Here is a 22,021-nt window from a genome sequence, read left to right as displayed (position 1 = left end):
CTGCCAGTTCCTTGCGATTCCCGCCTGCCGGTCGCTCGAAGAGTCCCTTGAAGACAGTGCGGCCACGGGCTGGCCCGTGCCCCCGAACACCCTCTTCCTCGCATCCAACCACGTACCGTCGGACGCCCGCTCATTACCCATGGGTTACCCAGCCTGGGGCAGGGTAAGGCTGCCCCGCAACAGGACCCTGGCCAGCGACTCCACGACTTCGGGCTGATGGTCGCGGGCCGTGGCCAGCCGCAGCTTCTCCAGGGCGGTCAGGGGCCCTCCCGGCCCTGCTTCCCTGGCCAGCTCCTCGTAAGCGTTCACCGTGCGGACGATCCGCGCGCTCACCGGCTGCTCCCGGTAGGGGTCGGCCTGCCGCTCCACCACCACCGCGACCTCGGCGTCCACCCCGGTCTGGCGTACGACCGCGCCGCCGAGGAGGGCGATACGGCGCTGTTCCTCGGCGGAGAGCGCGGAGGTCGCGCCGGCCGGGACCGGGTCGACGAGGCTGAGCTGTCCGATGTCGTGCATCAGGGCCGCGTACTCCAGAACGGTCAGATCGGGCTCGGAGAGTCCCAGCTCACGCCCGACGGCACGGCTGAGCGCGGCCACTCTGCGGGCGTGCCCCGCCGGGGTGTAGCCGGCGATCTCGGTCGCCCGCGCGAGAGAGGCGATGGTCTGCCGGTAGGTGACCCGCACGGCCGCGTACCGCCGGAAGGACAGCTGGGTCAGGAGTAGCGGAAGCGAGAACACGGGCAGCGCCCACAGCCCCACCACCGCCACCGCGAGCGACATCACGGCCCCGGTCGCGCAGACCGCGGACCCGATGCCGAGGGTGGCCCGCAACTCGTCCCGCAGCAGCGGACCGAAGGGCCAGCGGGTCCGGGAGCGCGCCATCGCGGCCGCGAGCACCGCGTCGCACAGCGCGGTCAGCACCAGCAGCGCGACCAGCAGCAGGGCGTACGAGGGGCCGGCCCAGCCCATCAACCTCCCCCGGTTGTAGAGGGGTTGGAAGCAGATCGCCGCGAAGCCGACGGTCAGGACGCGCCGGGTGAGGTGGTCGAGGGTCGGGCCGCCGCCGCGGGCGACGTGCGGGACGCAGCCCAGCAGCGCGGCGGCGCTCACGACGGCCACGACCTGGAGCGCGCCGTGCCGGCTGGGGTGCCCCGCCTGCTCGCCCAGCAGCGCGTAGGCCAGCGCGCCCGCGGCTCCGAGGGGAGCGGACTCCCGGTCCTCGGTGCCGCTCCAGCGGGTGAGTTCCCCCACGGCGACGAGGACGCCGAAGGCGAGGGCCGTCCCGCGTTCGTCGATACCGCTCCAGAGCGTGACGGCGAGGGCGACGACGCCGAGCAGGGCGGCACCGGTGCGCGCGAGGGTGCCGAAGGTGTCGGAGCGCGGGCCGGTGCGGGTGTGGCCGGCCGGGAACCGGGCGGACCCCGCGTGCTCCTCGTGCCGGCGCGAACCGGAGGCGCTCCGCTCCGCCGGGTTCATGGGCTTCTCCGGCCCGCGCTGTCGGCGGGACGGGTGTCCGTCGGACGGGGGACGGACGACGCAGTCCGGTCGTCGCCCGCGGTCACCGCGGGGTGCCAGCCGTGCCGGTCCAGGGCCCGCACCAGGGCGCGCACCATCCCGGGGTCGAACTGCGCCCCGGCGCAGCGCTCCAGTTCCGCCAGCGCGGCGGGCACCGGGCGGGCCCTGCGGTAGGACCGGGTCGACGTCATCGCGTCGAAGGCGTCGGCCACGGCCACCACCCGGGCGAACTCCGGGATCTGCCCTCCGACCAGCCCGTACGGGTAGCCGCTCCCGTCGAGCCGCTCGTGGTGGTGCAGGATCGCCGAACGGGCCTCCCCGAGGAAGCCGATCCCGCGCACCATCTCGTGGCCGTACTCGGGATGCAGTTCGATGATCCGCCGTTCGTCCGGCGTGAGCGGACCGTCCTTGCGCAGCAGCCGGGTGGGTACGCCGAGTTTGCCGACGTCGTGCAGGATCCCCGCGAATCGCAGCACCTCGACCCGCTCGTCGTCCATGCCGAGTTCGCGCGCGATCATCATGGAGGCCTGTCCGACCCGCTCGCTGTGTCCGCGGGTGTACCCGTCCTTGATGTCGACGGCCTGCACGAGAGCCCGGATGGTGGCCTGGTGGGCGGCCCGCTCCCGGTGGTACTGGGCGAACACCCAGCACGAGACGTACATCGGCAGCAGCACGAGCAGCGCGGCGACCGGCCCGTACGGGCTGCGCCACAGGACCGCCATCATCAGCCCGGCGAGTCCGTGCGCGGCGACGGAGGCGAGGGAGCGGGAGAAGAGGCCGCGCCAGGCGCCGCGCACCGGTACCCGTTCGGCCAGGGCCAGGATCCCGCCGTCGAGGACGGTCAGTACCAGACAGAAGGTGAGCACCGCGGCCCCGGCGGGGACGAGCGCGTACGGGAAGCGGGGCGCGACGACCGCGTCCCGGCCGTCCAGCGCCCAGTGCACCCGGGAGGCCGCCCAGACGGCGACGGCGAGCTGGGCGGCGCGCCAGGTCCGGCGGAGTCCGCGCGGGCGCTGCTCCACCCGGGAGAGCAGCGCCCCCGGCAGTGCGACGAGCGCGGCGGCGGGCGGCGGCAGCAGAAAGGCGGCGGCGAGCAGCACGGGGAGGAAGGTGCCCAGGCCTTGCGGCGCGTGGCGCCCGGCGGCACGGGTGGCGGCGCTTCCGGGGCCGTGCGGCAGGGTGATCCGCTCGCATCCCGCGTAGAGCGCGGCGAGCAGCGCGACGGCCCACCAGGGGGTGCGAACGCCCGGCAGGGGAGCGAGGCAGACGAGGGCGGCGAGGACGACACAGGCCACGTACACCCGGGCCCCTGCCGGAATCGTCCGCATCTCGTCGTCCCTCCCCCGCTCAGGTTCCGGAGCCTAGGGGCGCGGCGCGGGGGCGGGGGCGGCAACGGCCGAATCCGCGGGCTCGAAGCCCGCGGATTCGCACGTTCGGGTGATAACCGGACGATCCCCCCAAGGTGTCCCCTGCTTCCAAGGTGTCCCCTGTTTCCCGGGGCGAGGACACCCGGCGGGGTCAGGACCCTGGAGGTTCAGGACGCCCGGAGGTTCAGGACTCCTGCGGTGTCGCGCTGACGTCGTGCTCCGGCACCGTCTGTCCCGAGCGGATCAGGTCGATACGGCCCATGACCTTCGCCCGCAGGTCGGTCGGTACGTCGTCCTGCCCGCAGCACCGCTTGACCAGCTTCTTCACGGCCTGCTCCAGGCCGTACTTCTCGAGACACGGAGAGCACTCCTCGAAGTGCACCTCGAACTTGGTGCAGTCCGCGTCCGGCATCTCATGGTCGAGGAACTCGTAAAGATGATCGAGTACCTCACTGCAATCTGTCTCGTGCGGCTCTCCGCAGCTCATGAGCCCGAGCCTTTCGCTTCGTTCGACTCTCCGGCGCCGGCCGGGACCAGGCCACGGTCACGGGCGTAGTCCTCGAGCATGCCGCGCAGTTGACGACGGCCCCGGTGCAGCCGGGACATCACCGTGCCGATGGGTGTCCCCATGATGTCCGCGATCTCCTTGTACGCAAAGCCCTCGACGTCCGCGAGATACACGGCGATGCGGAATTCCTCGGGAATCGCCTGCAGCGCTTCCTTGACGTCCGAGTCGGGCAGGTGGTCCAGCGCCTGCGACTCGGCCGAGCGCAGACCGGTCGACATGTGCGACTCGGCACGCGCGAGCTGCCAGTCCTCGATCTCCTCGGCCGCGCTGCGCTGGGGTTCGCGCTGCTTCTTGCGGTACGAGTTGATGAAGGTGTTGGTGAGGATGCGGTAGAGCCAAGCCTTCAGGTTGGTGCCTTCACGGAACTGGTGGAAGGACGCGTACGCCTTCGCGTACGTCTCCTGCACCAGGTCCTCGGCGTCGGCCGGGTTCCGCGTCATGCGCAGGGCGGCCGAGTACATCTGGTCGAGGAATTCGAGTGCGTCCCGCTCGAAGCGCGCGGTGCGCTCGGCGGTCGATTCCGCACCCGTGCCCTGGCCCTCGGGCTGCTCCGCCTGGCCGTGTTCGGTCCCTGCGTCGGTCCCAGTGACCGGACCCACCTCCTCCAGCGATGTGGTGGAACCGAAACCGGTCCCACTCGAATCGGAGGATAGACGAACATCCACACCCGCCGCCGCCCGAACGGGAGCGGCCTTCGACGCGTGCAGCACCGTCCAGTCCAGCTCAGCGCTGCTGCGACTCGGGCAGATGGTCGAACCCATGCGGCGGACTTCCTCTCGTTCGAACGGTTCAGCACGGTGTGCTTCCTGCTCGCGACAACAGCCGACCGCCGCGCGGCATTCCCAGCGATTCCGTGCGTGACACGTGAGTGACGCGCCCCACCCCCACGGCGGTGACGGGCCCCTGCTACGGCAGCGACGCGCTCCATCGCACGACACCGTCGGTGACGATCCTCACGGCCTCGTCCTGGTCGAGCGGCGCCCGCCGGGGGACCGCGAAGCCATGATCGCCGTACGGCACCTCGACCAGCTCGTACGAGCCCTCCGGGAACTCCTCCGGTCTCCCGAAGGGGTCGTTGCCGCCCTGCACGACGAGGGTGGGCACCCCGGAGCCGAGGAGTTCCCCGGCGCGGGACTTCTCGGGCCGGCCCGGCGGGTGCAACGGGAAGCTGAGCGCGAGGACGGCGGCGGCGCCGAGCTCCGTCGCCGTGCGGCAGGCGACGCGGGCCCCGGCGCTGCGGCCGCCCGCGATCACGGGAAGCCCGGACTTCGCGACCGCGGGCCACAGGCCCCGCCATCCCGCGTCCAGCGTCTTCGGCGCGGGCGCCAGTTTCTTCCCGGCCACCCGCCAGGGCTGCTCCACGAGGGCGACGCTCACCCCGTGGGCGGGCAGCACCCGCGCCAGCGCCCGCAGGTCCCGGGCCTCGATGCCGCCGCCCGCTCCGTGGCTCACGGCGAGCACGAGCCGGGCCCGCTCCGCGCGGTGCCAGGTGAGGCGGGCGGTACCGGCATCCGTCTCGATGATCTGTGTCACATCGCCCGTCAGGCCGGAGTCGTCAGAGTCTGTGGAGTTCGTGGAGTCCGTGGAGTCCGTCACGTCAGAAGAGTGTGCCCTCTTCGGGCCCCTCCAGCTCCTTCAGCAGCTCCGGACCGTTGTTGCGGACGCTGCTGACGGCGGTGGAGACGGGGTAGGCACGCATCAGCCCGATGGGCGGCGGGGTGAGCAGCGTGCGCAGTTCGTCGACATCGGTGCGGGCCGGGTCGAGCCAGACGTCCCAGCGGTCCGGGGTGAGCATCAGGGGCATCCGGGGGTGGATGTCGGCCAGGGTCCGCGGGCCCTCGGCCGGGGCCGCCGCGAGCGGCGCCGTCTCGGCCTCGGTGGTGATGACGGAGCAGGTCGCCCACCAGGCCAGCGGGTGCTCGTCGGGGAGCGTCCGGTCCCGCCAGAACTCGTACAGGCCGGCCATCGCGAAGACCGAGCCGTCGGCGGGGAGTACGAAGTACGGCTGTTTGCGCGGCCGCTTCTTCCTGCCCTCGACCTCCAGATCGCGTTCGGCGGCTCCGGTGACCCACTCGTAGTAGCCGTCGGCGGGCACGATGCAGCGCCGGGTGGCGAAGGCGCGGCGGTACGAGGGCTTCTCGTGGACGGTCTCCGCCCGCGCGTTGATCATCCGGGCGCCGCCCTCGGGTGTCTTGGCCCAGGACGGGACGAGTCCCCATTTCAGCCGGCGCAGCTGGCGAACCGGCCTCGGGCTCTCCGCGTCCTTGAGAGGGCGGTCCAGGACGGCGTAGACCTCCTTCGTCGGGGCCACGTTGTAGTCGGGCGCCAGGGCCTCCTCCGAGTCCCACTTCTCGATCTCAAAGACTCCTGCGAGATCCTCGGGCCCACGACTGGCTGCATACCGTCCGCACATACGTGCAACACTGCCAGATTCCGCGACACCTGAGGGAGCTCCCGCAGACAATGGACAGCACCGCATCCACCTCGCTGGCCTCGCTCTGGGACCAGGTCGCCGGCACCCAGCCGGACCCCGATCTGTGGGTGGTGATAGCCACCCTGGTCGCGGCCCTCGCCGTGATCGTCCCGCAGGGCGTCTGGCGCGTCTCCCGCAACACCATCACCATCGCGCACGAGGGCGGTCACGGGCTGGTCGCCCTGCTCACCGGGCGCAGCCTCAGCGGGATCAGGCTGCACTCCGACACCAGCGGTCTCACCGTCAGCCGCGGCAGGCCCACCGGCCTCGGCATGATCCTCACCGCCGCCGCGGGCTACACCGCCCCTCCGCTGCTCGGCCTCGGCGGCGCCGCGCTGCTCGGCGCGGGCCGCATCACGCTGCTGCTGTGGCTGGCCACGGCTCTGCTGGTGGCGATGCTGGTGATGATCCGCAACGCGTACGGCGTGCTCACCGTGGTCCTCACCGGCGGCCTGTTCCTGCTGGTGTCCTGGCTCGCCGGACCCCAGGTGCAGGCGGCGTTCGCGTACGCCGTGGTGTGGTTCCTGCTGCTCGGCGGTGTCAGGCCGGGCTTCGAGCTCCAGGCCAAGCGCCGTCGCGGCGGCGCCCGCGACTCGGACGCCGACCAGCTCGCCCGCCTCACCCACGTACCGGCCGGCGTCTGGCTCTTCCTCTTCCACGCGGTGTCCCTGTGCTCCCTGCTGGCCGGCGCCCACTGGCTCCTACCACTCTGACCCAACGCGGACAGTCCCCGACGGGAACGCGGAGAACTACTCGCCCGCCCCCAGGCAACGGGCACACCGGAAACCACACGCCCGACCCCACGCGCCCCGGAAGGGGCGCGGGGAACAACGCGCTCACCCACGCACACACGCCCCGAACGAGACGCGGGGAACAACGCGCCCAACCCCACGCACACCCGCCCCGGAAGGGGCGCGGGGAACTGCGCGCCCAGCCCCCACCCACCCGCACCCGACAGCTTTCCCGCGCCCACCCCTTCCCCCTCACCCACGCCACCACTCCCCTGACCTCCCCTCACCCCCTCCCTCACCCAGCGGAGCGTTTTCGTTCAGGTTCCGCCACTTTTGATCAAGATCTCCGCCCACCCCCAGCCACTAAAGTGGGGCCCATGACCGCGAACCCCGCCCACACCGCCCTCTGGCCCGCCCCGCACGCGAGCGGAGCCGTCGACGCGACGGTCCACGTGCCCGGGTCGAAGTCGGTCACCAACCGCGCTCTCGTCCTCGCCGCACTCGCCTCGGAGCCGGGCTGGCTGCGCCGCCCGCTGCGCTCCCGCGACACACTGCTGATGGCGGGCGCGCTGCGCGCGATGGGCGTCGGTGTCGAGGAGACGGTGGCGTCCAGTTCCACGGTCGCGGCGGGCCCGGACGCCTCCGGCGAGGCCTGGCGGATCATCCCTTCGGGCCTGCGCGGCCCGGCCACGGTGGACGTCGGCAACGCCGGCACCGTGATGCGCTTCCTGCCGCCGGTGGCCGCGCTCGCCGACGGCCCCATCCGCTTCGACGGCGACGCGCGGTCCTACGAGCGTCCGCTGAACGGTGTGATCGACGCGCTGCGCCTGCTCGGCGCCCGCATCGACGACGAGGGCCGCGGCGCGCTGCCGCTGACGGTGCACGGCGGGGGCGCCCTGGACGGCGGCCCGGTGGAGATCGACGCGTCCTCCTCGTCGCAGTTCGTCTCGGCCCTGCTGCTCTCAGGACCCCGTTTCAACCAAGGTGTCGAGGTCCGTCACATCGGCTCGACGCTCCCCTCCATGCCGCACATCCGGATGACGGTCGACATGCTGCGCGCGGTCGGCGCCCAGGTGGACACCCCGGAGTCGGGCGGCGAGCCCAACGTCTGGCGCGTCACCCCGGGCGCGCTGCTCGGCCGGGACCTGATCATCGAGCCGGATCTGTCGAACGCGCAGCCGTTCCTCGCGGCGGCCCTGGTGACGGGCGGCACCGTCGTCGTACCCGACTGGCCTGCGCGCACCACCCAGCCCGGTGACCGGCTGCGGGAGATCTTCACCGAAATGGGTGGCTCCTGCGAACTGACCGACAGGGGACTGGAGTTCACTGGTTCGGGTGCGATCCACGGGATCGATGTGGACCTGGGCGAGGTCGGCGAGCTGACCCCGGGCATCGCGGCCGTCGCCGCACTCGCGGACTCCCCCTCCACCCTGCGCGGCGTGTCCCACCTGCGGCTGCACGAGACGGACCGGCTGGCCGCGCTCACCAAGGAGATCAACGAACTCGGCGGTGACGTCACCGAGACCGCCGACGGGCTGCACATCCGCCCGCGCAGGCTGCACGGCGGCGTCTTCCACACGTACGACGACCACCGGATGGCCACCGCCGGCGCGATCATCGGGCTGGCCGTGGAGGGCGTGCAGATCGAGAACGTGGCGACCACGGCGAAGACGCTGCCGGACTTCCCCGACCTGTGGGCCGCAATGCTCGGGAACCCCGGAACGCTCGGGAACTGACGGGCGGATCTGGATCATGCGCCGTTACGGCAAGAACACCGACGAGGACGACATCCGCCAGCGGCCGAACCGCAAGGGCAACCGGCCGCGTACACACATCCGCCCCAAGCACGAGGACGCGGCGGAGGGCATGGTCCTCACCGTCGACCGGGGGCGCCTGACCTGCCTCGTCGAGGACCGTACGGTCATGGCGATGAAGGCCCGCGAACTGGGCCGCAAGGCCGCGATCGTCGGCGACCGCGTCGCCCTCGTCGGGGACCTGTCCGGCGCGAAGGACACCCTCGCCCGCATCGTCCGGATCGAGCCGCGGACCTCGGTGCTGCGCCGGACCGCCGACGACGACGATCCGTACGAGCGCGTGGTGGTCGCCAACGCCGACCAACTCGCCATCGTCACGGCCCTCGCCGACCCCGAGCCGCGCCCGCGGCTGATCGACCGCTGCCTGGTCGCGGCGTACGACGCCGGCCTGGAGCCGCTGCTGGTGCTGACCAAGTCCGACCTCGCTCCGCCCGACGAACTCCTCGAGATGTATGGGTCGTTGGGCGTGCCCTACGTCGTGACCAGCCGCGAGGAGTTGGAGAGCGGCACGGCGGTGGAGCGGGTGCGCAAGCAACTCGACGGCAAGATCACGGCGTTCGTCGGGCACTCCGGCGTCGGCAAGACGACCCTCGTCAACGCGCTGGTCTCGCTGGAACGGCGGCGCAGCACCGGCCATGTCAACGCGGTGACGGGGCGTGGACGCCACACCACGACCTCGGCGCGCGCGATTCCGCTGCCGGGCAGCGAGGGCTGGGTCATCGACACCCCCGGCGTCCGCTCCTTCGGCCTGCACCACGTGGACCCGTCCCGGGTCATCCACGCCTTCCCCGACCTCGAACCCGGCACCGAGGGCTGTCCGCGCGCGTGCAGTCACGACGAACCGGACTGCGCCCTTGACCAGTGGGTGGCCGACGGTCACGCGGACCCGGCCCGGCTCTACTCGCTGCGCCGGCTGCTGGCGACGCGCGAACGCACGGAAGGCGACTGATCCCGGTACGCCCATGAGTGTCCCCCCGTACGGGACGATCGAGGTTCCCTTCGTGACCTCCGCGTTGTTTGCGTCCGCGGCAGCCCGGTAAATGCATAATCGCACCCAGCGCCCTCGGGGACCGCTGGCCTGATCCGAGCCAGACGGAGCAGTCGACGTGCGGACGCGGGAGGACAAGACATGGCGTGGCTGCTGGTCGTTGTGGCAGGAGTGCTCGAAACCGGTTTCGCCGTCTGTCTGAAGCTCTCGCACGGCTTCACCAGACTCTGGCCGACCGTCGCCTTCTGCGTCTTCGCCCTGGGCAGCTTCGGCCTGCTGACCCTCTCCCTCAAGAAGCTCGACGTCGGCCCGGCGTACGCGGTGTGGACGGGCATCGGCGCGGCGGGCACGGCGATCTACGGAATGATCTTCCTCGGCGACCTGGTGTCGACCCTGAAGATCGTCTCGATCAGCTTCGTCATCTTCGGCGTCATCGGCCTCCAACTCTCGGGATCGGCCCACTGAACCGGCCGGCGGCGACACCGGGCACGCGTCACCCTTCACCGGCCACCGGCCACCCGTGATGGCGTGTCACCGCCATTGCCGGGGCAACGCGCCGCGCACCAGATCCGTCATCCCGCCCTCCCCCGGCGGAGCCGCCACGCACGACAGCGCCAACCGCGTCACCAGCTCGCAGGGCCCGGCCAGTTCGACGGCGTCGGCCCGGGTCGCGCCGGGACCGGCGAGCGCGGCGACGGCCCGGTCCCTCACGAGGGCCACGAAGTCGGCCGGCGACGGCAGCGGCCCGTCCGCCCGCCGCTGCGCGGGCACCGCGGACGAGGACGGCACCGCCGAGAGCGTCGGCGAGGGCAGCCGCTCGCTCCAGCAGCCGGTGAGCATGGCCCGTACCAGCGCGTTGCCGCGTGCCGCCGTCATGGTCCACTCGGCGGTCGCGACCAGCCGTTCGCGCGCGTCCGCGTGTGCGGCGAGCGCGCGTTCGACGCCGGCGAGATAGCCGTCGGCCTCCCGCCGCACGAGCGCTCGTGCGAGCCCTTCCTTGCTGCCGAACTCGTTGTAGAGCGTCTGACGGGACACTCCGGCCACGGCCGCGACGTCGACCATCCGCACCGTGGACCACGGCCGACGGGCGAGCGCCGTGTGAGCGGCGTCCAGAAGCGATTCCCGCGCTGCAGGCATCATTCGCCTCCCTGGGGCGAGCGGGCGGCACTGCAGCTCAGATTTGACGCGTGCACGGGCACTGTCAAGGGTTCGCGGCGGCGCCGAGGGGCGTACGCGAGCCGTCGCGCGCCGCGATGATCACCCGACCGTACGGCCGCGTCGGTCACCCCGTCCCCGACAGCCGCCCGCCCGCGATCACCCGGCACGGCGACTGTCCGCACGACGGTCACCCGGCAGCGCGGCGACCGCCGCCCGGCCCGTTCTTCCCCGGGTCTGTTCTCCTGGTTTGTTCCCCGGGTTTGTTCCCCGGGCCGTATGGCTGTGGCCCGAGGGACCCATATACGGTGCAGTCATGCCCGACTACCGCGATGACCTGCGCCTGGCCCATGTCCTGGCGGACGCCGCCGACGCCGCGACGATGGACCGGTTCAAGGCGCTCGACCTGAAGGTCGAGACCAAGCCGGACATGACGCCGGTGAGCGAGGCGGACAAGGCCGCCGAGGAGCTCATCCGCGGTCATCTCCAGCGGGCACGGCCGCGCGACGCGGTCCTCGGCGAGGAGTACGGCATCGAGGGCACGGGCCCGCGCCGCTGGGTGATCGACCCGATCGACGGCACCAAGAACTACGTCCGGGGCGTCCCCGTCTGGGCCACGCTGATCTCCCTGATGGAAGCGGTCGAGGGCGGTTACCAGCCGGTCGTCGGCGTCGTCTCCGCGCCGGCGCTCGGCCGCCGCTGGTGGGCGGCGAAGGGCCACGGCGCGTTCACCGGCCGCAGCCTCTCCTCGGCTTCGCGCCTGCACGTCTCCCAGGTCTCGCGGATGGCCGACGCCTCCTTCGCGTACTCCTCGCTGTCCGGCTGGGAGGACCAGGGCCGCCTGGACGGATTCCTGGACCTGACGAAGGCCGTCTGGCGCACCCGCGGATACGGCGACTTCTGGCCGTACATGATGGTCGCGGAGGGCTCGGTGGACATCTGCGCCGAGCCGGAGCTGTCCCTCTGGGACATGGCGGCGAACGCGATCGTGGTGACCGAGGCGGGCGGCACCTTCACCGGCCTCGACGGCCGTCCGGGCCCGCACGGCGGCAACGCGGCCGCTTCGAACGGCATCCTCCACGACGAGATGCTGGGGTATCTGAATCAGCGCTACTGAGTTCGGGGTAGCCGGGGTACCGGAACCGGCGCTACAGGGGGCCGGGGTACCCGAACCGGCGCTGCTGAAGGGGATTCCTGGGCACCCCGGGGTGACCTGAGGCTTCTGAGTAACCCCTGGGCGCCCCCGATCTCACGGCACGCGCCCCCTTGTTGACCGTCCCTTTAACTGCGACTCTGAGAGTCCCCCCACTTGTGAACTTGTGAATCCGCTCGCAAGCTCGACGGATTCGTAGGAGGTGGCTCCTTCCATGCTCGTCCGCGACGCCATGAGCACGGTGGTCCTCACCATCGGCCCGGCACACACCCTCCGCCAGGCGGCCCGTCTGATGTCCGCTCGCCGCGTCGGCGCGGCCGTCGTCCTCGACGAGGACGCCGGCGGCGTCGGCATCCTCACCGAGCGTGACATCCTCAACTCGCTCGCCCTCGGCCAGGACCCCGACGCCGAGACCGCCGACACCCACACCACCACCGAGGTCGTCTTCGCCGCCCCGGTCTGGACCCTGGAGGAGGCCGCGGCGGCGATGTCGCACGGCGGCTTCCGCCATCTGATCGTGCTCGACGGCAGCGGCCCCGTCGGCATCGTCTCGGTGCGCGACATCATCCGCTGCTGGGCACCGGTCCGGCAGCGCGTGCCGGCCTGAGCGGATCCCGCACCCACACCGACGGGCCGGACCCCCTCGGCGCGAGGAGGTCCGGCCCGCCGTCGACGACAAGCGATCCAGTGCTGGTGATCAGCCGCGCAGGGCCTGGACCGCGGCCTCCAGCCGCTTGCCGAAGTCTCCGTCGGCCTGACGGAAGTTGGCGATCGCACGCTCGGCGATCTCGTCACGGGACACCTTGGAAATGAAGCCCGCCAGGTTCTCGATCAGACGGCCCCGCTCGTCCTCGGACATCAGCCGGTAGAGGTCACCGGCCTGTACGAAGTCGGTGTCCTCGGAGTGGACCGGGGCCTCATGGCTGCCGGTGCCCGCGGTGAAGCCCGCGGTCGGCTGCCACAGCGGGCGGTCCGTCTGGAACGGGCCGCCGAAGCTGTTCGGCTCGTAGTTCTTGGCACCCCCGTGCCGGCCGTCGTACAGGGAGCCGTCACGGGAGTGGGTACGCGCCTCGGTGGCGCGCGGACGGTTCACCGGCAGGTGGTCGGCGTTGACGCCGACGCGGTAGCGGTGCGCGTCACCGTAGGCGAAGAGGCGCCCCTGGAGCATCTTGTCCGGCGAGGGACCGATGCCCGGCACGAAGTGCGCGGGCGAGAAGATCGACTGCTCCACCTCGGCGAAGACGTTCTCCGGGTTGCGGTTGAGTTCCAGCCTGCCGATCTCGATCGGCGGGTAGTCCTCGTGCGGCCACACCTTGGTGAGGTCGAACGGGTTGAAGCGGTAGTCCGCCGCCTCGTCCGCCGGCATGACCTGGATCTGCACGGTCCAGGACGGGAAGTCGCCGCGCTCGATGGCCTCGCGCAGGTCGCGCTGGTGGGAGTCGGGGTCGACGCCGGAGAGACGGACGGCCTCCTCGGTGGTCAAGTTCTTGATGCCCTGGTCGGTCTTGAAGTGGTACTTGACCCAGAAGACCTCGCCGGCCTCGTTGTTCCACTGGTACGTGTGCGAGCCGTACCCGTTGAGGTGGCGGTAGGAGGCCGGGATGCCGCGGTCACCGAAGAGCCAGGTCACCTGGTGGGTGGACTCGGGGGACAGCCCCCAGAAGTCCCACACGTTGTCGGCCTCCTGCGAACCGGTGTACGGGTCGCGCTTCTGCGTGTGGATGAAGTCGGGGAACTTGATGGCGTCCTTGATGAAGAACACCGGGGTGTTGTTGCCGACGAGGTCGTAGTTGCCCTCTTCGGTGTAGAACTTCAGCGCGAAGCCGCGGGGGTCACGGACCGCGTCCGCGGAGCCGAGGTTTCCGGCCACCGTCGAGAAGCGCAGAAACGTCTCGGTCTGCTTGCCGACCTCGGAGAGGAACTTCGCGCGTGTCCACCGCGACACGTCACGGGTGAGCGTGAAGGTGCCGTACGCGGCGGCGCCACGGGCGTGCACGACACGCTCCGGGATGCGCTCGCGGTTGAAGTGGGCGAGCTTCTCCAGCAGCAGCTGGTCCTGGACGAGCACAGGGCCACCGACGCCCGCGGTCTCGCTGTTCTGGTTGTCGGCCACCGGCGCGCCGGCCTCCGTCGTAAGCGGTCCCTGCGTCACGTGCGCCTCCTGCGTCATTCCTGCCCGGACCTGTTCCCCGGCCACTAACGAGCCCGATCCTACAATGGACAATGTCTAAGTCAAACAGCCTTCCAAAATCACACTCGTTCCCGATCTGGTACGCCTGCTGTTAGGGTTATTCGCATGAGTGACCTGTTGGAACGCCTGCGCGGACGCGGCTGGCGCATGACCGCACAGCGGCGTGTCGTGGCCGAGGTGCTCGACGGCGATCACGTCCACCTGACGGCCGACGAGGTGCACGCGCGCGCCGTCGCCAAGCTGCCGGAGATCTCCCGGGCGACCGTCTACAACACGCTGGGTGAGCTGGTCTCGCTCGGCGAGGTGCTGGAAGTCGCCACGAACAAGCGCGCGAAGCGCTACGACCCGAACGCGCACCGTCCGCACCACCATCTGGTCTGCGCCCGGTGCGGTGCGATCCGCGACGTCCACCCGGGCGGCAACCCGCTGGCGGACCTTCCGGACTCGGAGCGCTTCGGCTTCGCGGTCTCGAACGTCGAGGTGACGTACCGCGGCGTGTGCCCGAACTGCGCGGCGGCCTGACGACCGCACACCACGCTCACCGAAGCCTCGGCCCTCAAGGGGAAGCCGGGGCTTTTCAGTGTCGTGCGCCCCCGGAAAACACCTAGGGCCCGGATCCGAAGATCCGGGCCCTGGGCCTTGAGTAGCGGGGACAGGATTTGAACCTGCGACCTCTGGGTTATGAGCCCAGCGAGCTACCGAGCTGCTCCACCCCGCGTCGTTGAACTGAACGTTACGTCACCTGGGTGGACCAGCGCAAATCCCTTTCTCCGGCGTCTCCAGCGGGGCCGGCACCATCAGCCCGTCCGGCGTTCGAGGACGAGGCCCTCCAGGCCGATACGGGGGTCTGGGCGCGGAGCCCCCGGACACAGACGTGCCTGACGGGTGGCACCCCTTGACACGGCCAGGGGTCTACGGACGGCGCCCCCTGGTACCGCCGGGACGGCTCACGCCGACAACTCCTCCCGCAACGCGTCCCGCAACCGCGCCGCCCGCTCCGACACCTCCGCCGGCCCCAGCGAAACCGCCCGGTCCGCCCACCGCTGCCCCTCGGCCAGCTCCCCCCGCCGCGCGCAGACGAGGGCGAGCCGCAACGCCGCCCGCCCGTGCCCCGCGTCCGCCGCACGGGCCCACCACAGCGCCGCCTCCGGCTCGCTCCCCTCCCGGGCGAGCAGCAGCCCGAGATTGAACGCCCCGTTCCGTGACCCGGCCTCCGCGGCCTCGCGGTACCAGCGCGCCGCGTCGACCACGTCCCCGCGCGCCGCCGCGAGCATGCCCACCCGCACCTGCGCCCGCCGGTGGCCCTGGGACGCCGCCCGCTCGTACCACTCCTCGCACTCGCTCTTCTCGTGTGCGGGCTCCCCCAGCTCGTGCGCCGGCGCGGGTGGCCGCCGTGCGTCGAGCACCGAGGCCAGCCGGTACGCGGCCTCGGCGCTGCCGCCTCCCGCCGCGCGGCGCAGATGCCGCTCCGCCGTGCCTTCGTCCCCGTCCCGCAGCCGTGCGATGCCGACCTGGAGCGCGGCCTCCGTGTGCCCGTCGGCGGCGGCACGCTCGTACCACCGCAGCGCCGCGGCGTCGTCGGCCGCGGTGCCCCGTCCGGCGTGCAGGATCCCGAGATTGAACGCGGCGTCGACGCTGCCGGCCTCCGCCGCCTTGGAGAACCACGGCTCGGCGCCGGCCGCGTCCCCGACCTGGAGCAGCAGGACAGCCAGGGCGTTCGCCGCCTCCCGGTGGCCGGCGTACGCGGCCTGCCGGTACCACTGCTCGGCCTGCGCGGTCCGTCCCTGCTCGGCGCAGAGCAGCGCGAGGTTGTAGGCGCCGTTGGTGTCGCCCGCGTCCATCGCGGCCCGGTACCACCGCTCGGCGGTCTGGGTCTCGCCCCGCTCGGCGTGCAGCGCGCCGAGCGCGTTCGCGGCGTTGCCGTCGCCCTCCTGCGCGGCGCGCAGCCACCACACGGCGGCGCTCTCGGTGTCGCCGGCGTCGCGCAGCAGGAATCCGAGCGCGCAGGCGGCCCGCGCCTCGCCGTCCTTGGCGGACGTCAGGTACCAGCGGCCGGCCTCCTTGAGCTCGCCGCGCTTCTCCAGGATGGCCCCGAGGTGCAGCGCGGCCCGCCGGTGCCCACGCGCGGCGGCCTGCCGGTACCACTGCTCGGCCTCTTCACCCGCGGCCCCGATGACGCCCATCACACCGATGACACCGTTGTCGGAGCCCCTTTCGCCCGCGTCCACGGCCTTGCGGTCGAGCGTGCGTGCGAGGCGGTACGCGGCCTCACGGTGCCCGCGCTCGGCGGCCGCCCGCATCCACTGCTCGGCGCCGACGTCACCACGGTGCTCCAGCAGGTCGGCGAGCGCGTACGCCCCGAGGGCATGGCCCTGCTCGGCGGACTGGCGCAGCCAGTACTCGGCGGCGGGTTCGTCGCCCCGCTCGCGGTGGTAGCGGCCGAGGGCGTGCGCGGCGGCGGCGGAACCCGCGACGGCGGCGATCCGCCACCATCCCGCGGCGTCGTCGGTGTATCCGCGCTGGTGCAGGAGGACACCCAGGTTGTTGGCGGCCGCACGGTCGCCCGCGGCGGTGGCGGCGCGCAGCTGGGGCTCGGCCGCGTCGAGATCGCCGCGGCGCAGCAGCATCGCTCCGAGGACGCTCATCGCCTCGACGTCGCCGGATTCGGCGGCGAGCCGCTGACGTGCCTCTTCTGCCGCCTCGCCGGTTTCGTCCCGGTCCGAAGGCTGCACAAAACGCCCTGTCTCCAACAGAGTTGCCTTGTCCCCCATAACGTCCATCGTCGCACCACCTGCAACCTGGCCACACCTGGTATACCGCAGTCAGTGAGGTCACTTCAGCGTTTTGTCGACATGCCCACAGAGAGACAAGTGAAACACAAAATCCCCAAATCCCCACGGATGGCGCAGCCTTCGCGCGTGTCGCCGAGCGGCGCCGGTACGCACTCCGCGTACCGGCGGCAGGCCGCCCGCACGCGCACCCGTGCGGGCGCGGCGGCGCCCAGGGGCGCGACGTACGGAACCGCACATGACGAAGGCCCGGATCCGTGAGGATCCGGGCCTTCGCCTTTCAGTAGCGGGGACAGGATTTGAACCTGCGACCTCTGGGTTATGAGCCCAGCGAGCTACCGAGCTGCTCCACCCCGCGCCGTTGTGTTGCAACCGTACCACGGCGCGGAGGGGACTCCGTTCAGCTGCTTCCGGAGCTCCCGTCGCTGCTGGGAGTGCCACTCGGGCTGCCGCTCGGGCTGCCGTTCTTGTCGCTGCCCTTGTCGCCGCTCTTGCTGCCGCCGCTGGGCTTGCCGGCCGCGCTCTGGGCGTCCTCAGCCCGCTTCAGAGCGTCCTGAAGGTCCTTCTGCGCCTGACCGTACGCCGTCCAGTCGCCCTTCTTGAGGGCTTCCTGGCCCTGGGTGAAGGCCTTCTGGGCGTCCTCGAGCGCCTGCTGGACCGTGGGGTTGCTCGATGTCGGTGGCTTCGTGGTGCCCGTGTCGCCCGGTGGGGTGGTCGTGACGTCCGCCCCGAACACCTTGTTGAGGGCCTGGTCGAGCGTGTCCTCGAAGGCGGTGTTGCCTCCGTAGGTCACCAGCACCTTGCGCAGCAGTGGGTACTTGAGTCCACCACCCCGTACGTAGACGGGCTCCACGTAGAGCAGTCCTCCGTCGAGCGGAATCGTCAGCAGGTTTCCGTACTCGACCTCCGAGGCGCCGCCGCTGAGAAGTCTGATGGACTCGGCGATGGTCTGTTCGGAGTTGAACTGGCTCTGGACCTGTTTGGGTCCGTCGACGGGTTCGCTCGTCGGCAGTTTCAGGATTCTGATCTTGCCGTAGTCGCTGGTGCCCGCTTCGGCGTTGACCGACATGAAGGCGCTCAGGTTGTCCCGGCCGTTCGGCGTGAACGTCGTCGTCAGCGAGAACGCCTGTGCCTGCTGGTCGGGCATCTTCATGCTCAGGTAGTACGGCGGCACCGCGTTGCCCGACTTGTTGCTCGGGTCGTCGGGGACCTGCCACACCTCGCTGCCGCTGAGGAACGTCTGCGCGTCCTTCACGTGGTAGCGGGTGAGCAGTTCGCGCTGGACCTTGAACAGGTCCTGCGGGTACCGGAGATGGGCCATCAGCGAGGGCGAGATGTCCTTCTTCGACTTCACCGTGTGCGGGAACGCCTTCATCCAGGTCTTGAGGACCGGGTCCTTGGTGTCCCACTGGTAGAGCTTGACGTCACCGGTGTACGCGTCGACGGTCGCCTTCACCGAGTTGCGGATGTAGTTGACCCGGTTCTGCTGGGCCACCACCGCGCGCTGGTTGTTGGTCGCCGTGAGCGAGTCGGCCGTCGTGTCACCGAGGGTGGTGCGGGAGGCGTACGGATAGCCGTTGGTCGTGGTGTACGCGTCGACGATCCACTGGATCCTGCCGTCGACCACGGCCGGGTAGGCGTCGCCGTCGATGGTCAGCCAGGGCGCCACCGCCTCGACGCGGTCCTTGGGGGTGCGGTTGTAGAGGATCCGGGATCCCTCGCCGATCGCGCCGGAGTAGAGGATCTGCGGCTCACCGAACGCCACCGCGTACGCGGCCCGGTTGACCGGGCTGGAGAGGCTGACGCCGCTGCCGCCCTTGTAGCTGGTCGTCTTCTCCCCGCTGTCGTCGGAGTAGTCGATCTCCTTCTGGGGACCGCCGACGATGGAGTACTGGGTGGTCTTCTCGCCGTAGTAGACGCGCTGCTCGTACGTCCCGAGGTCGCCCTTGGACGGCAGGTCGGACTCGGTGAAGACCGGCCGGCCGCCGGCGGTCGCCGTGGTGCCCTTGGCGGCGACCACGCCGTAGCCGTGCGTGTAGCGGAAGTGGTCGTTGATCCAGTTGTTCTTCGGGATGCCGTTGAGGTTCAGCTCACGCAGCCCGATGACCGTGTCCTGGTCCTTGCCGTCCTTGGTGTAGCGGTCGACGTCCAGGTTGGTCGGGAACGCGTAGTAGTTCCTCATCTGCTGCAGCTGCTGGAACGTCGGGGAGACGATGTTCGGGTCCATGATCCGGATGCTCGCCGTGGAGTCGGCGTCATCGCGCAGCTTGGTCTTGTCCTTGGTGTCGCTCGTGCCCGCGTACTCCGAGACCTGAGTGCCGTCGATGCCGTAGGCCTCGCGCGTCGCCTTCAGGTTCTTCTCGACGTACGGCGCTTCCTTGGCCTGCTCGTTCGGCTGGACCTGGAACTTCTGGACGATCGCCGGGTACAGGCCGCCGATGAGGATCGCGGAGAGCACCATCAGGCCGAAGCCGATCACGGGCAGCTGCCAGGTGCGCCGCCACAGGGTGGCGAAGAACAGCAGTGCGCAGATGACGGCGATGCAGAAGAGGATCGTCTTGGCGGGCAGATAGGCGTTGGCGTCGACGTACCTGAGGCCGGTCCAGTTCCCGGTCGCCTTGAAGTCGCTGGACTTCACGGCGAGTCCGTACCGGTCGAGCCAGTAGGCGACCGCCTTCAGCGCGACGAAGACGCCGAGGAGCACCGAGAGGTGGCCGGTGGCCGCCGCCGTGGCGCGCGCCCCCGGGCTGGTGATCCGCAGCCCTCCGTAGAGGTAGTGCGTGAGCGCGGCGGCGATCAGCGACAGCACGGCGGCGGCGAAGCCGAAACCGAGGAGGAACCGGTACCAGGGCAGGTCGAAGGCGTAGAAGGAGACGTCGAGGTGGAACTGGGGGTCCTTCTGGTCGAAGGGGACTCCGTTCACCCACATCAGCCAGGTGCGCCACTGGCCGGACGCGGACGCGCCCGCGATCAGCCCCACCAGGGCGGTGATGCCGAACAGCAGCCACCTCTTGTACGGCGCGATGCCCATCCGGTAGCGGTCGAGGCTCTGCTGCTCCATCGACATGGCGCTCAGTGGCGGCCGCAGCCGGTGTGCCAGCCAGATGTTCACCCCCACCGCGGCCGCCATGAGCAGGCCGAAGACGAAGAAGAGTCCGATCTTGGTCCACAGGGTCGTCGTGAAGACGGACGAGTAGTGGACCGACCGGTACCAGAGCCAGTCCGTCCAGAACCCCGCGAACATGACGAAGGCCATGGCCAGCACGGCCAGCACGCCCAATGTCATGAGCAGGGTCCGGACACGCCGGGAGGGGCGGCCCACTCTCATCCGTGGCCCCGTCGGGCCTCCGCCGCGGTCCGGCATCTGGAAAGCCAAGGTGCGCACCTCGAAGTCGCTGTTGATCCGTCAGGCCCCCGTGAACGCGGACCATCCATCAGGCTCCGTGATCGTGGAGCCTCACCTATGCAACTTACTCACGCTTTACTCGGTTCCCGCTTCCGGGTACTAACGAGGCAGGATTGTGACCATGTCCAACACTCCCATGGCAGCGAGCCCGCTCACCCGGGCCGTACTCGAGATCGACGAGTACGCCTCAGGCCTCGGCTGGGACCAGCCCGCTCGCCTCTTCGCCCTCGTAGACACCGCACGACTGCGCACCCAGGAACCAGGCCTCGCGGCCCAGCTCGGTCTGCAGGACGAGACCGAGAGCACCGCTCTCACCCCCGTCGAGCAGGACGAGATCCCTGCCGGCAAGCCGCTGGACGAGTTCCTCGGCACCATCGCCTGGCCCGACGCCGTGGTCGGCTGCGCGCTGACCGTGGAGCGGCTGATGCTGCCGCCGTCCGCGGAGGCCTCCGTTCCGGAGGGGCTGAGCGATAAGAAGCTCGCGAAGTGGGTCGCCGAGCACCCGGACCGTCAGGAGGTCCGCATGACGGTCGGCGTCCTGCGCGACGGGACGCGCGACTCGGCGCTGCGGCTGCGTGAGAAGGACGCGCCGACGGAGGTGCTGACGGGGTCGGGCCTGGTGCCGGGGCTCGCCGAGGCGTTGTCGGCGACGTTCGCGGAGTAACCCCGGGCCTGTGTGACGGTGCGGATCGCCCGGTCTACTTGGCCGTGCACTTCGGCAGGTCGGCCGTCCTGCCGGACCTGATGTCCTTGAGGGCGCTCATCGCGTCGTCGATGGTGTTGACCTTGACGAGCGTGAGCCCCTCGGGGGTGTCCTTGGCGGCGGCCGCGCAGTTGTCCTTGGGCGTCAGGAAGTACTGGGCGCCCTTCTCGCGCGCGCCGACCGTCTTCATCTCGATGCCGCCGATCGGGCCGACGGTGCCGCCGTCGTCGATGGTGCCGGTTCCCGCCACGAACTTGCCGCCGGTGAGGTTGTCCGGGGTCAGCTTGTCCACGATGCCGAGCGCGAACATCAGGCCGGCGCTCGGTCCGCCGACGTCGGCGAGCTTGATGTCGATGTCGAACGGGAAGGTGTGGTCCGTTCCGGCCGAGATGCCGACGATGGCGCGGGCGGCGCCGCGGTCGGCGGACTTCGCCGTGGTGATCGTGACGTCGTGGGTCTCGGTCGCCGTCCTGTTCGCCTTCTCCGCGGCGGCCTGCTCCTTGAAGGGCACGACCGTGAAGACGACCTTCTCGCCTGGCTTGTGGCGGGTGACCAGCTTCGCGACGTCGTCGGGCGCCTTGACCGCCGTACCCTCGACCTTCTTGATCACGTCACCGGCGTGCAGGCGTCCCTCGGCCGGCGAGCCCTTGACGACCGTGGAGACGATCACCCAGGACTTCACCGGGATGTTCAGCTCCTTCAGGGCCGCCACCTTGGCGCTCTCCTGGGACTGACTGAACTCCTCGGCGTTCTCCTGGGTCGACTGCTCCTCGGTCTTGCCGTCGGGGTACAGCGTGTCGTGCGGGACGATCTTGTTGTCGTGCGCCAGCCAGCCGTAGACGGCCTCGACGAGGTTCATCCGGTAGTCCGCGCTGGTCACCCGGACGGTGGTCATGTTCAGGTGCCCGGTGGTCGCGTATGTCTTGCGCCCGGAGATCTGCAGCACCGGCTCGCCGTCGTGATCGCCCAGTGTGTTCACCGTCGGTCCCGGTGACATCTCCGAGTACGGCACGGTGATGAACACTCCCGCGCACAGGAGCGCGATCAGGATCAGAGTGGAGGCGAGCATCGTCGCGGTGCGGCGTGGCATGTGTCGACAGTACGGGACGGTGCTGTCAGCGCACCGTCGGGGCCGCCCGTACGGGGCCCTCGGCCGCGTACGGGGCGC

The 22,021-nt window shown here is 70.8% G+C and carries 19 protein-coding genes and 2 tRNA genes; 8 read left to right on the top strand and 13 right to left on the bottom strand.

Annotated elements, in window-relative coordinates; all coding sequences use genetic code 11:
- Positions 1–144 precede the first annotated feature (144 nt).
- From HEP85_RS26370 to HEP85_RS26345, 6 genes are all read right to left on the bottom strand, one after another.
- A complete protein-coding gene (locus HEP85_RS26370; protein WP_329290297.1) occupies positions 145–1,476 on the bottom strand; it encodes an HD domain-containing protein in 1,332 nt (443 codons plus the stop codon).
- A complete protein-coding gene (locus tag HEP85_RS26365; protein WP_369657846.1) occupies positions 1,473–2,843 on the bottom strand; it encodes an HD-GYP domain-containing protein in 1,371 nt (456 codons plus the stop codon). Before HEP85_RS26365 ends, HEP85_RS26370 begins: the two co-directional genes overlap by 4 nt.
- Positions 2,844–3,066: 223 nt before the next feature.
- Positions 3,067–3,369, bottom strand: a complete 303-nt coding sequence (gene rsrA, locus HEP85_RS26360) for a mycothiol system anti-sigma-R factor (protein WP_148010381.1) — start codon at positions 3,367–3,369, stop codon at positions 3,067–3,069.
- Positions 3,366–4,049 carry an RNA polymerase sigma factor SigR gene (gene sigR / locus HEP85_RS26355; RefSeq protein ID WP_153288710.1) on the bottom strand — a complete coding sequence of 228 codons (684 nt, stop codon included), beginning with the start codon at positions 4,047–4,049 and terminating at the stop codon, positions 3,366–3,368. Before sigR ends, rsrA begins: the two co-directional genes overlap by 4 nt.
- 307 nt (positions 4,050–4,356) lie before the next feature.
- Entirely contained in the window at positions 4,357–4,995 is a 639-nt protein-coding gene (locus HEP85_RS26350; protein WP_329295045.1) for an alpha/beta family hydrolase, read from the bottom strand.
- A 52-nt stretch (positions 4,996–5,047) separates the two neighbouring features.
- Positions 5,048–5,863, bottom strand: coding sequence for an SOS response-associated peptidase (locus HEP85_RS26345; protein WP_168530145.1), 816 nt, complete (start codon positions 5,861–5,863; stop codon positions 5,048–5,050).
- Between the two features lie 50 nt (positions 5,864–5,913).
- Here HEP85_RS26345 and HEP85_RS26340 point away from each other — a divergent pair, with 50 nt between their 5' ends.
- The 4 genes from HEP85_RS26340 (at position 5,914) to HEP85_RS26325 (ending at position 9,921) form a co-directional block, all read left to right on the top strand.
- Positions 5,914–6,636, top strand: coding sequence for a M50 family metallopeptidase (locus tag HEP85_RS26340; protein ID WP_168530144.1), 723 nt, complete (start codon positions 5,914–5,916; stop codon positions 6,634–6,636).
- Between the two features lie 395 nt (positions 6,637–7,031).
- On the top strand, positions 7,032–8,390 hold the full coding sequence (gene aroA, locus HEP85_RS26335; RefSeq protein ID WP_168530143.1) for a 3-phosphoshikimate 1-carboxyvinyltransferase: 1,359 nt from the start codon (positions 7,032–7,034) through the stop codon (positions 8,388–8,390).
- A gap of 16 nt (positions 8,391–8,406) precedes the next feature.
- On the top strand, positions 8,407–9,417 hold the full coding sequence (gene rsgA, locus HEP85_RS26330; RefSeq protein ID WP_168530142.1) for a ribosome small subunit-dependent GTPase A: 1,011 nt from the start codon (positions 8,407–8,409) through the stop codon (positions 9,415–9,417).
- 180 nt (positions 9,418–9,597) lie between these two features.
- Entirely contained in the window at positions 9,598–9,921 is a 324-nt protein-coding gene (locus HEP85_RS26325) for a multidrug efflux SMR transporter (protein ID WP_168530141.1), read from the top strand.
- Between the two features lie 66 nt (positions 9,922–9,987).
- On the opposite strand, the gene HEP85_RS26320 is transcribed toward HEP85_RS26325, so the two are convergent.
- The gene (locus tag HEP85_RS26320) at positions 9,988–10,596 is read right to left on the bottom strand and encodes a TetR/AcrR family transcriptional regulator (protein ID WP_329290290.1); all 609 of its coding nucleotides are present in this window, start codon (positions 10,594–10,596) and stop codon (positions 9,988–9,990) included.
- A 331-nt stretch (positions 10,597–10,927) separates the two neighbouring features.
- Between HEP85_RS26320 and hisN the strand changes: the two genes are divergently transcribed.
- Positions 10,928–11,728: a histidinol-phosphatase gene (gene hisN / locus HEP85_RS26315; RefSeq protein WP_168530140.1), complete on the top strand. Its 801-nt coding sequence runs from the start codon at positions 10,928–10,930 to the stop codon at positions 11,726–11,728.
- Positions 11,729–11,978: 250 nt separating this feature from the next.
- Positions 11,979–12,371: a cyclic nucleotide-binding/CBS domain-containing protein gene (locus HEP85_RS26310; protein ID WP_168530139.1), complete on the top strand. Its 393-nt coding sequence runs from the start codon at positions 11,979–11,981 to the stop codon at positions 12,369–12,371.
- A 90-nt stretch (positions 12,372–12,461) separates the two neighbouring features.
- Here HEP85_RS26310 and HEP85_RS26305 read toward each other — a convergent pair whose 3' ends face one another.
- A complete protein-coding gene (locus HEP85_RS26305; RefSeq protein WP_168530138.1) occupies positions 12,462–13,934 on the bottom strand; it encodes a catalase in 1,473 nt (490 codons plus the stop codon).
- A 126-nt stretch (positions 13,935–14,060) separates the two neighbouring features.
- Here HEP85_RS26305 and HEP85_RS26300 point away from each other — a divergent pair, with 126 nt between their 5' ends.
- Complete coding sequence (locus HEP85_RS26300; RefSeq protein ID WP_168530137.1) at positions 14,061–14,477, top strand: Fur family transcriptional regulator; 417 nt, start codon at positions 14,061–14,063, stop codon at positions 14,475–14,477.
- A 122-nt stretch (positions 14,478–14,599) separates the two neighbouring features.
- Here the strand turns inward: HEP85_RS26300 and HEP85_RS26295 are convergent.
- From HEP85_RS26295 to HEP85_RS26280, 4 genes are all read right to left on the bottom strand, one after another.
- A tRNA-Met gene (locus tag HEP85_RS26295) sits at positions 14,600–14,673 on the bottom strand.
- A gap of 229 nt (positions 14,674–14,902) precedes the next feature.
- Positions 14,903–16,735, bottom strand: a complete 1,833-nt coding sequence (locus HEP85_RS26290; protein ID WP_329290285.1) for a sel1 repeat family protein — start codon at positions 16,733–16,735, stop codon at positions 14,903–14,905.
- Between the two features lie 293 nt (positions 16,736–17,028).
- Positions 17,029–17,102: transfer RNA gene (locus tag HEP85_RS26285), tRNA-Met, on the bottom strand.
- 42 nt (positions 17,103–17,144) lie between these two features.
- A complete protein-coding gene (locus tag HEP85_RS26280; protein ID WP_168534029.1) occupies positions 17,145–20,108 on the bottom strand; it encodes a UPF0182 family protein in 2,964 nt (987 codons plus the stop codon).
- A gap of 163 nt (positions 20,109–20,271) precedes the next feature.
- Here HEP85_RS26280 and HEP85_RS26275 point away from each other — a divergent pair, with 163 nt between their 5' ends.
- A complete protein-coding gene (locus HEP85_RS26275) occupies positions 20,272–20,814 on the top strand; it encodes a PPA1309 family protein (protein ID WP_168530136.1) in 543 nt (180 codons plus the stop codon).
- Positions 20,815–20,848: 34 nt separating this feature from the next.
- Here HEP85_RS26275 and HEP85_RS26270 read toward each other — a convergent pair whose 3' ends face one another.
- Entirely contained in the window at positions 20,849–21,943 is a 1,095-nt protein-coding gene (locus tag HEP85_RS26270; protein ID WP_168530135.1) for a PDZ domain-containing protein, read from the bottom strand.
- Between the last annotated feature and the right edge of the window lie 78 nt (positions 21,944–22,021).

Source organism: Streptomyces sp. RPA4-2, assembly GCF_012273515.2.
In the GTDB taxonomy this organism is placed as follows: Bacteria; Actinomycetota; Actinomycetes; order Streptomycetales; family Streptomycetaceae; genus Streptomyces; species Streptomyces kaempferi.
This window is presented reverse-complemented; position numbering and strand designations above follow the sequence as displayed.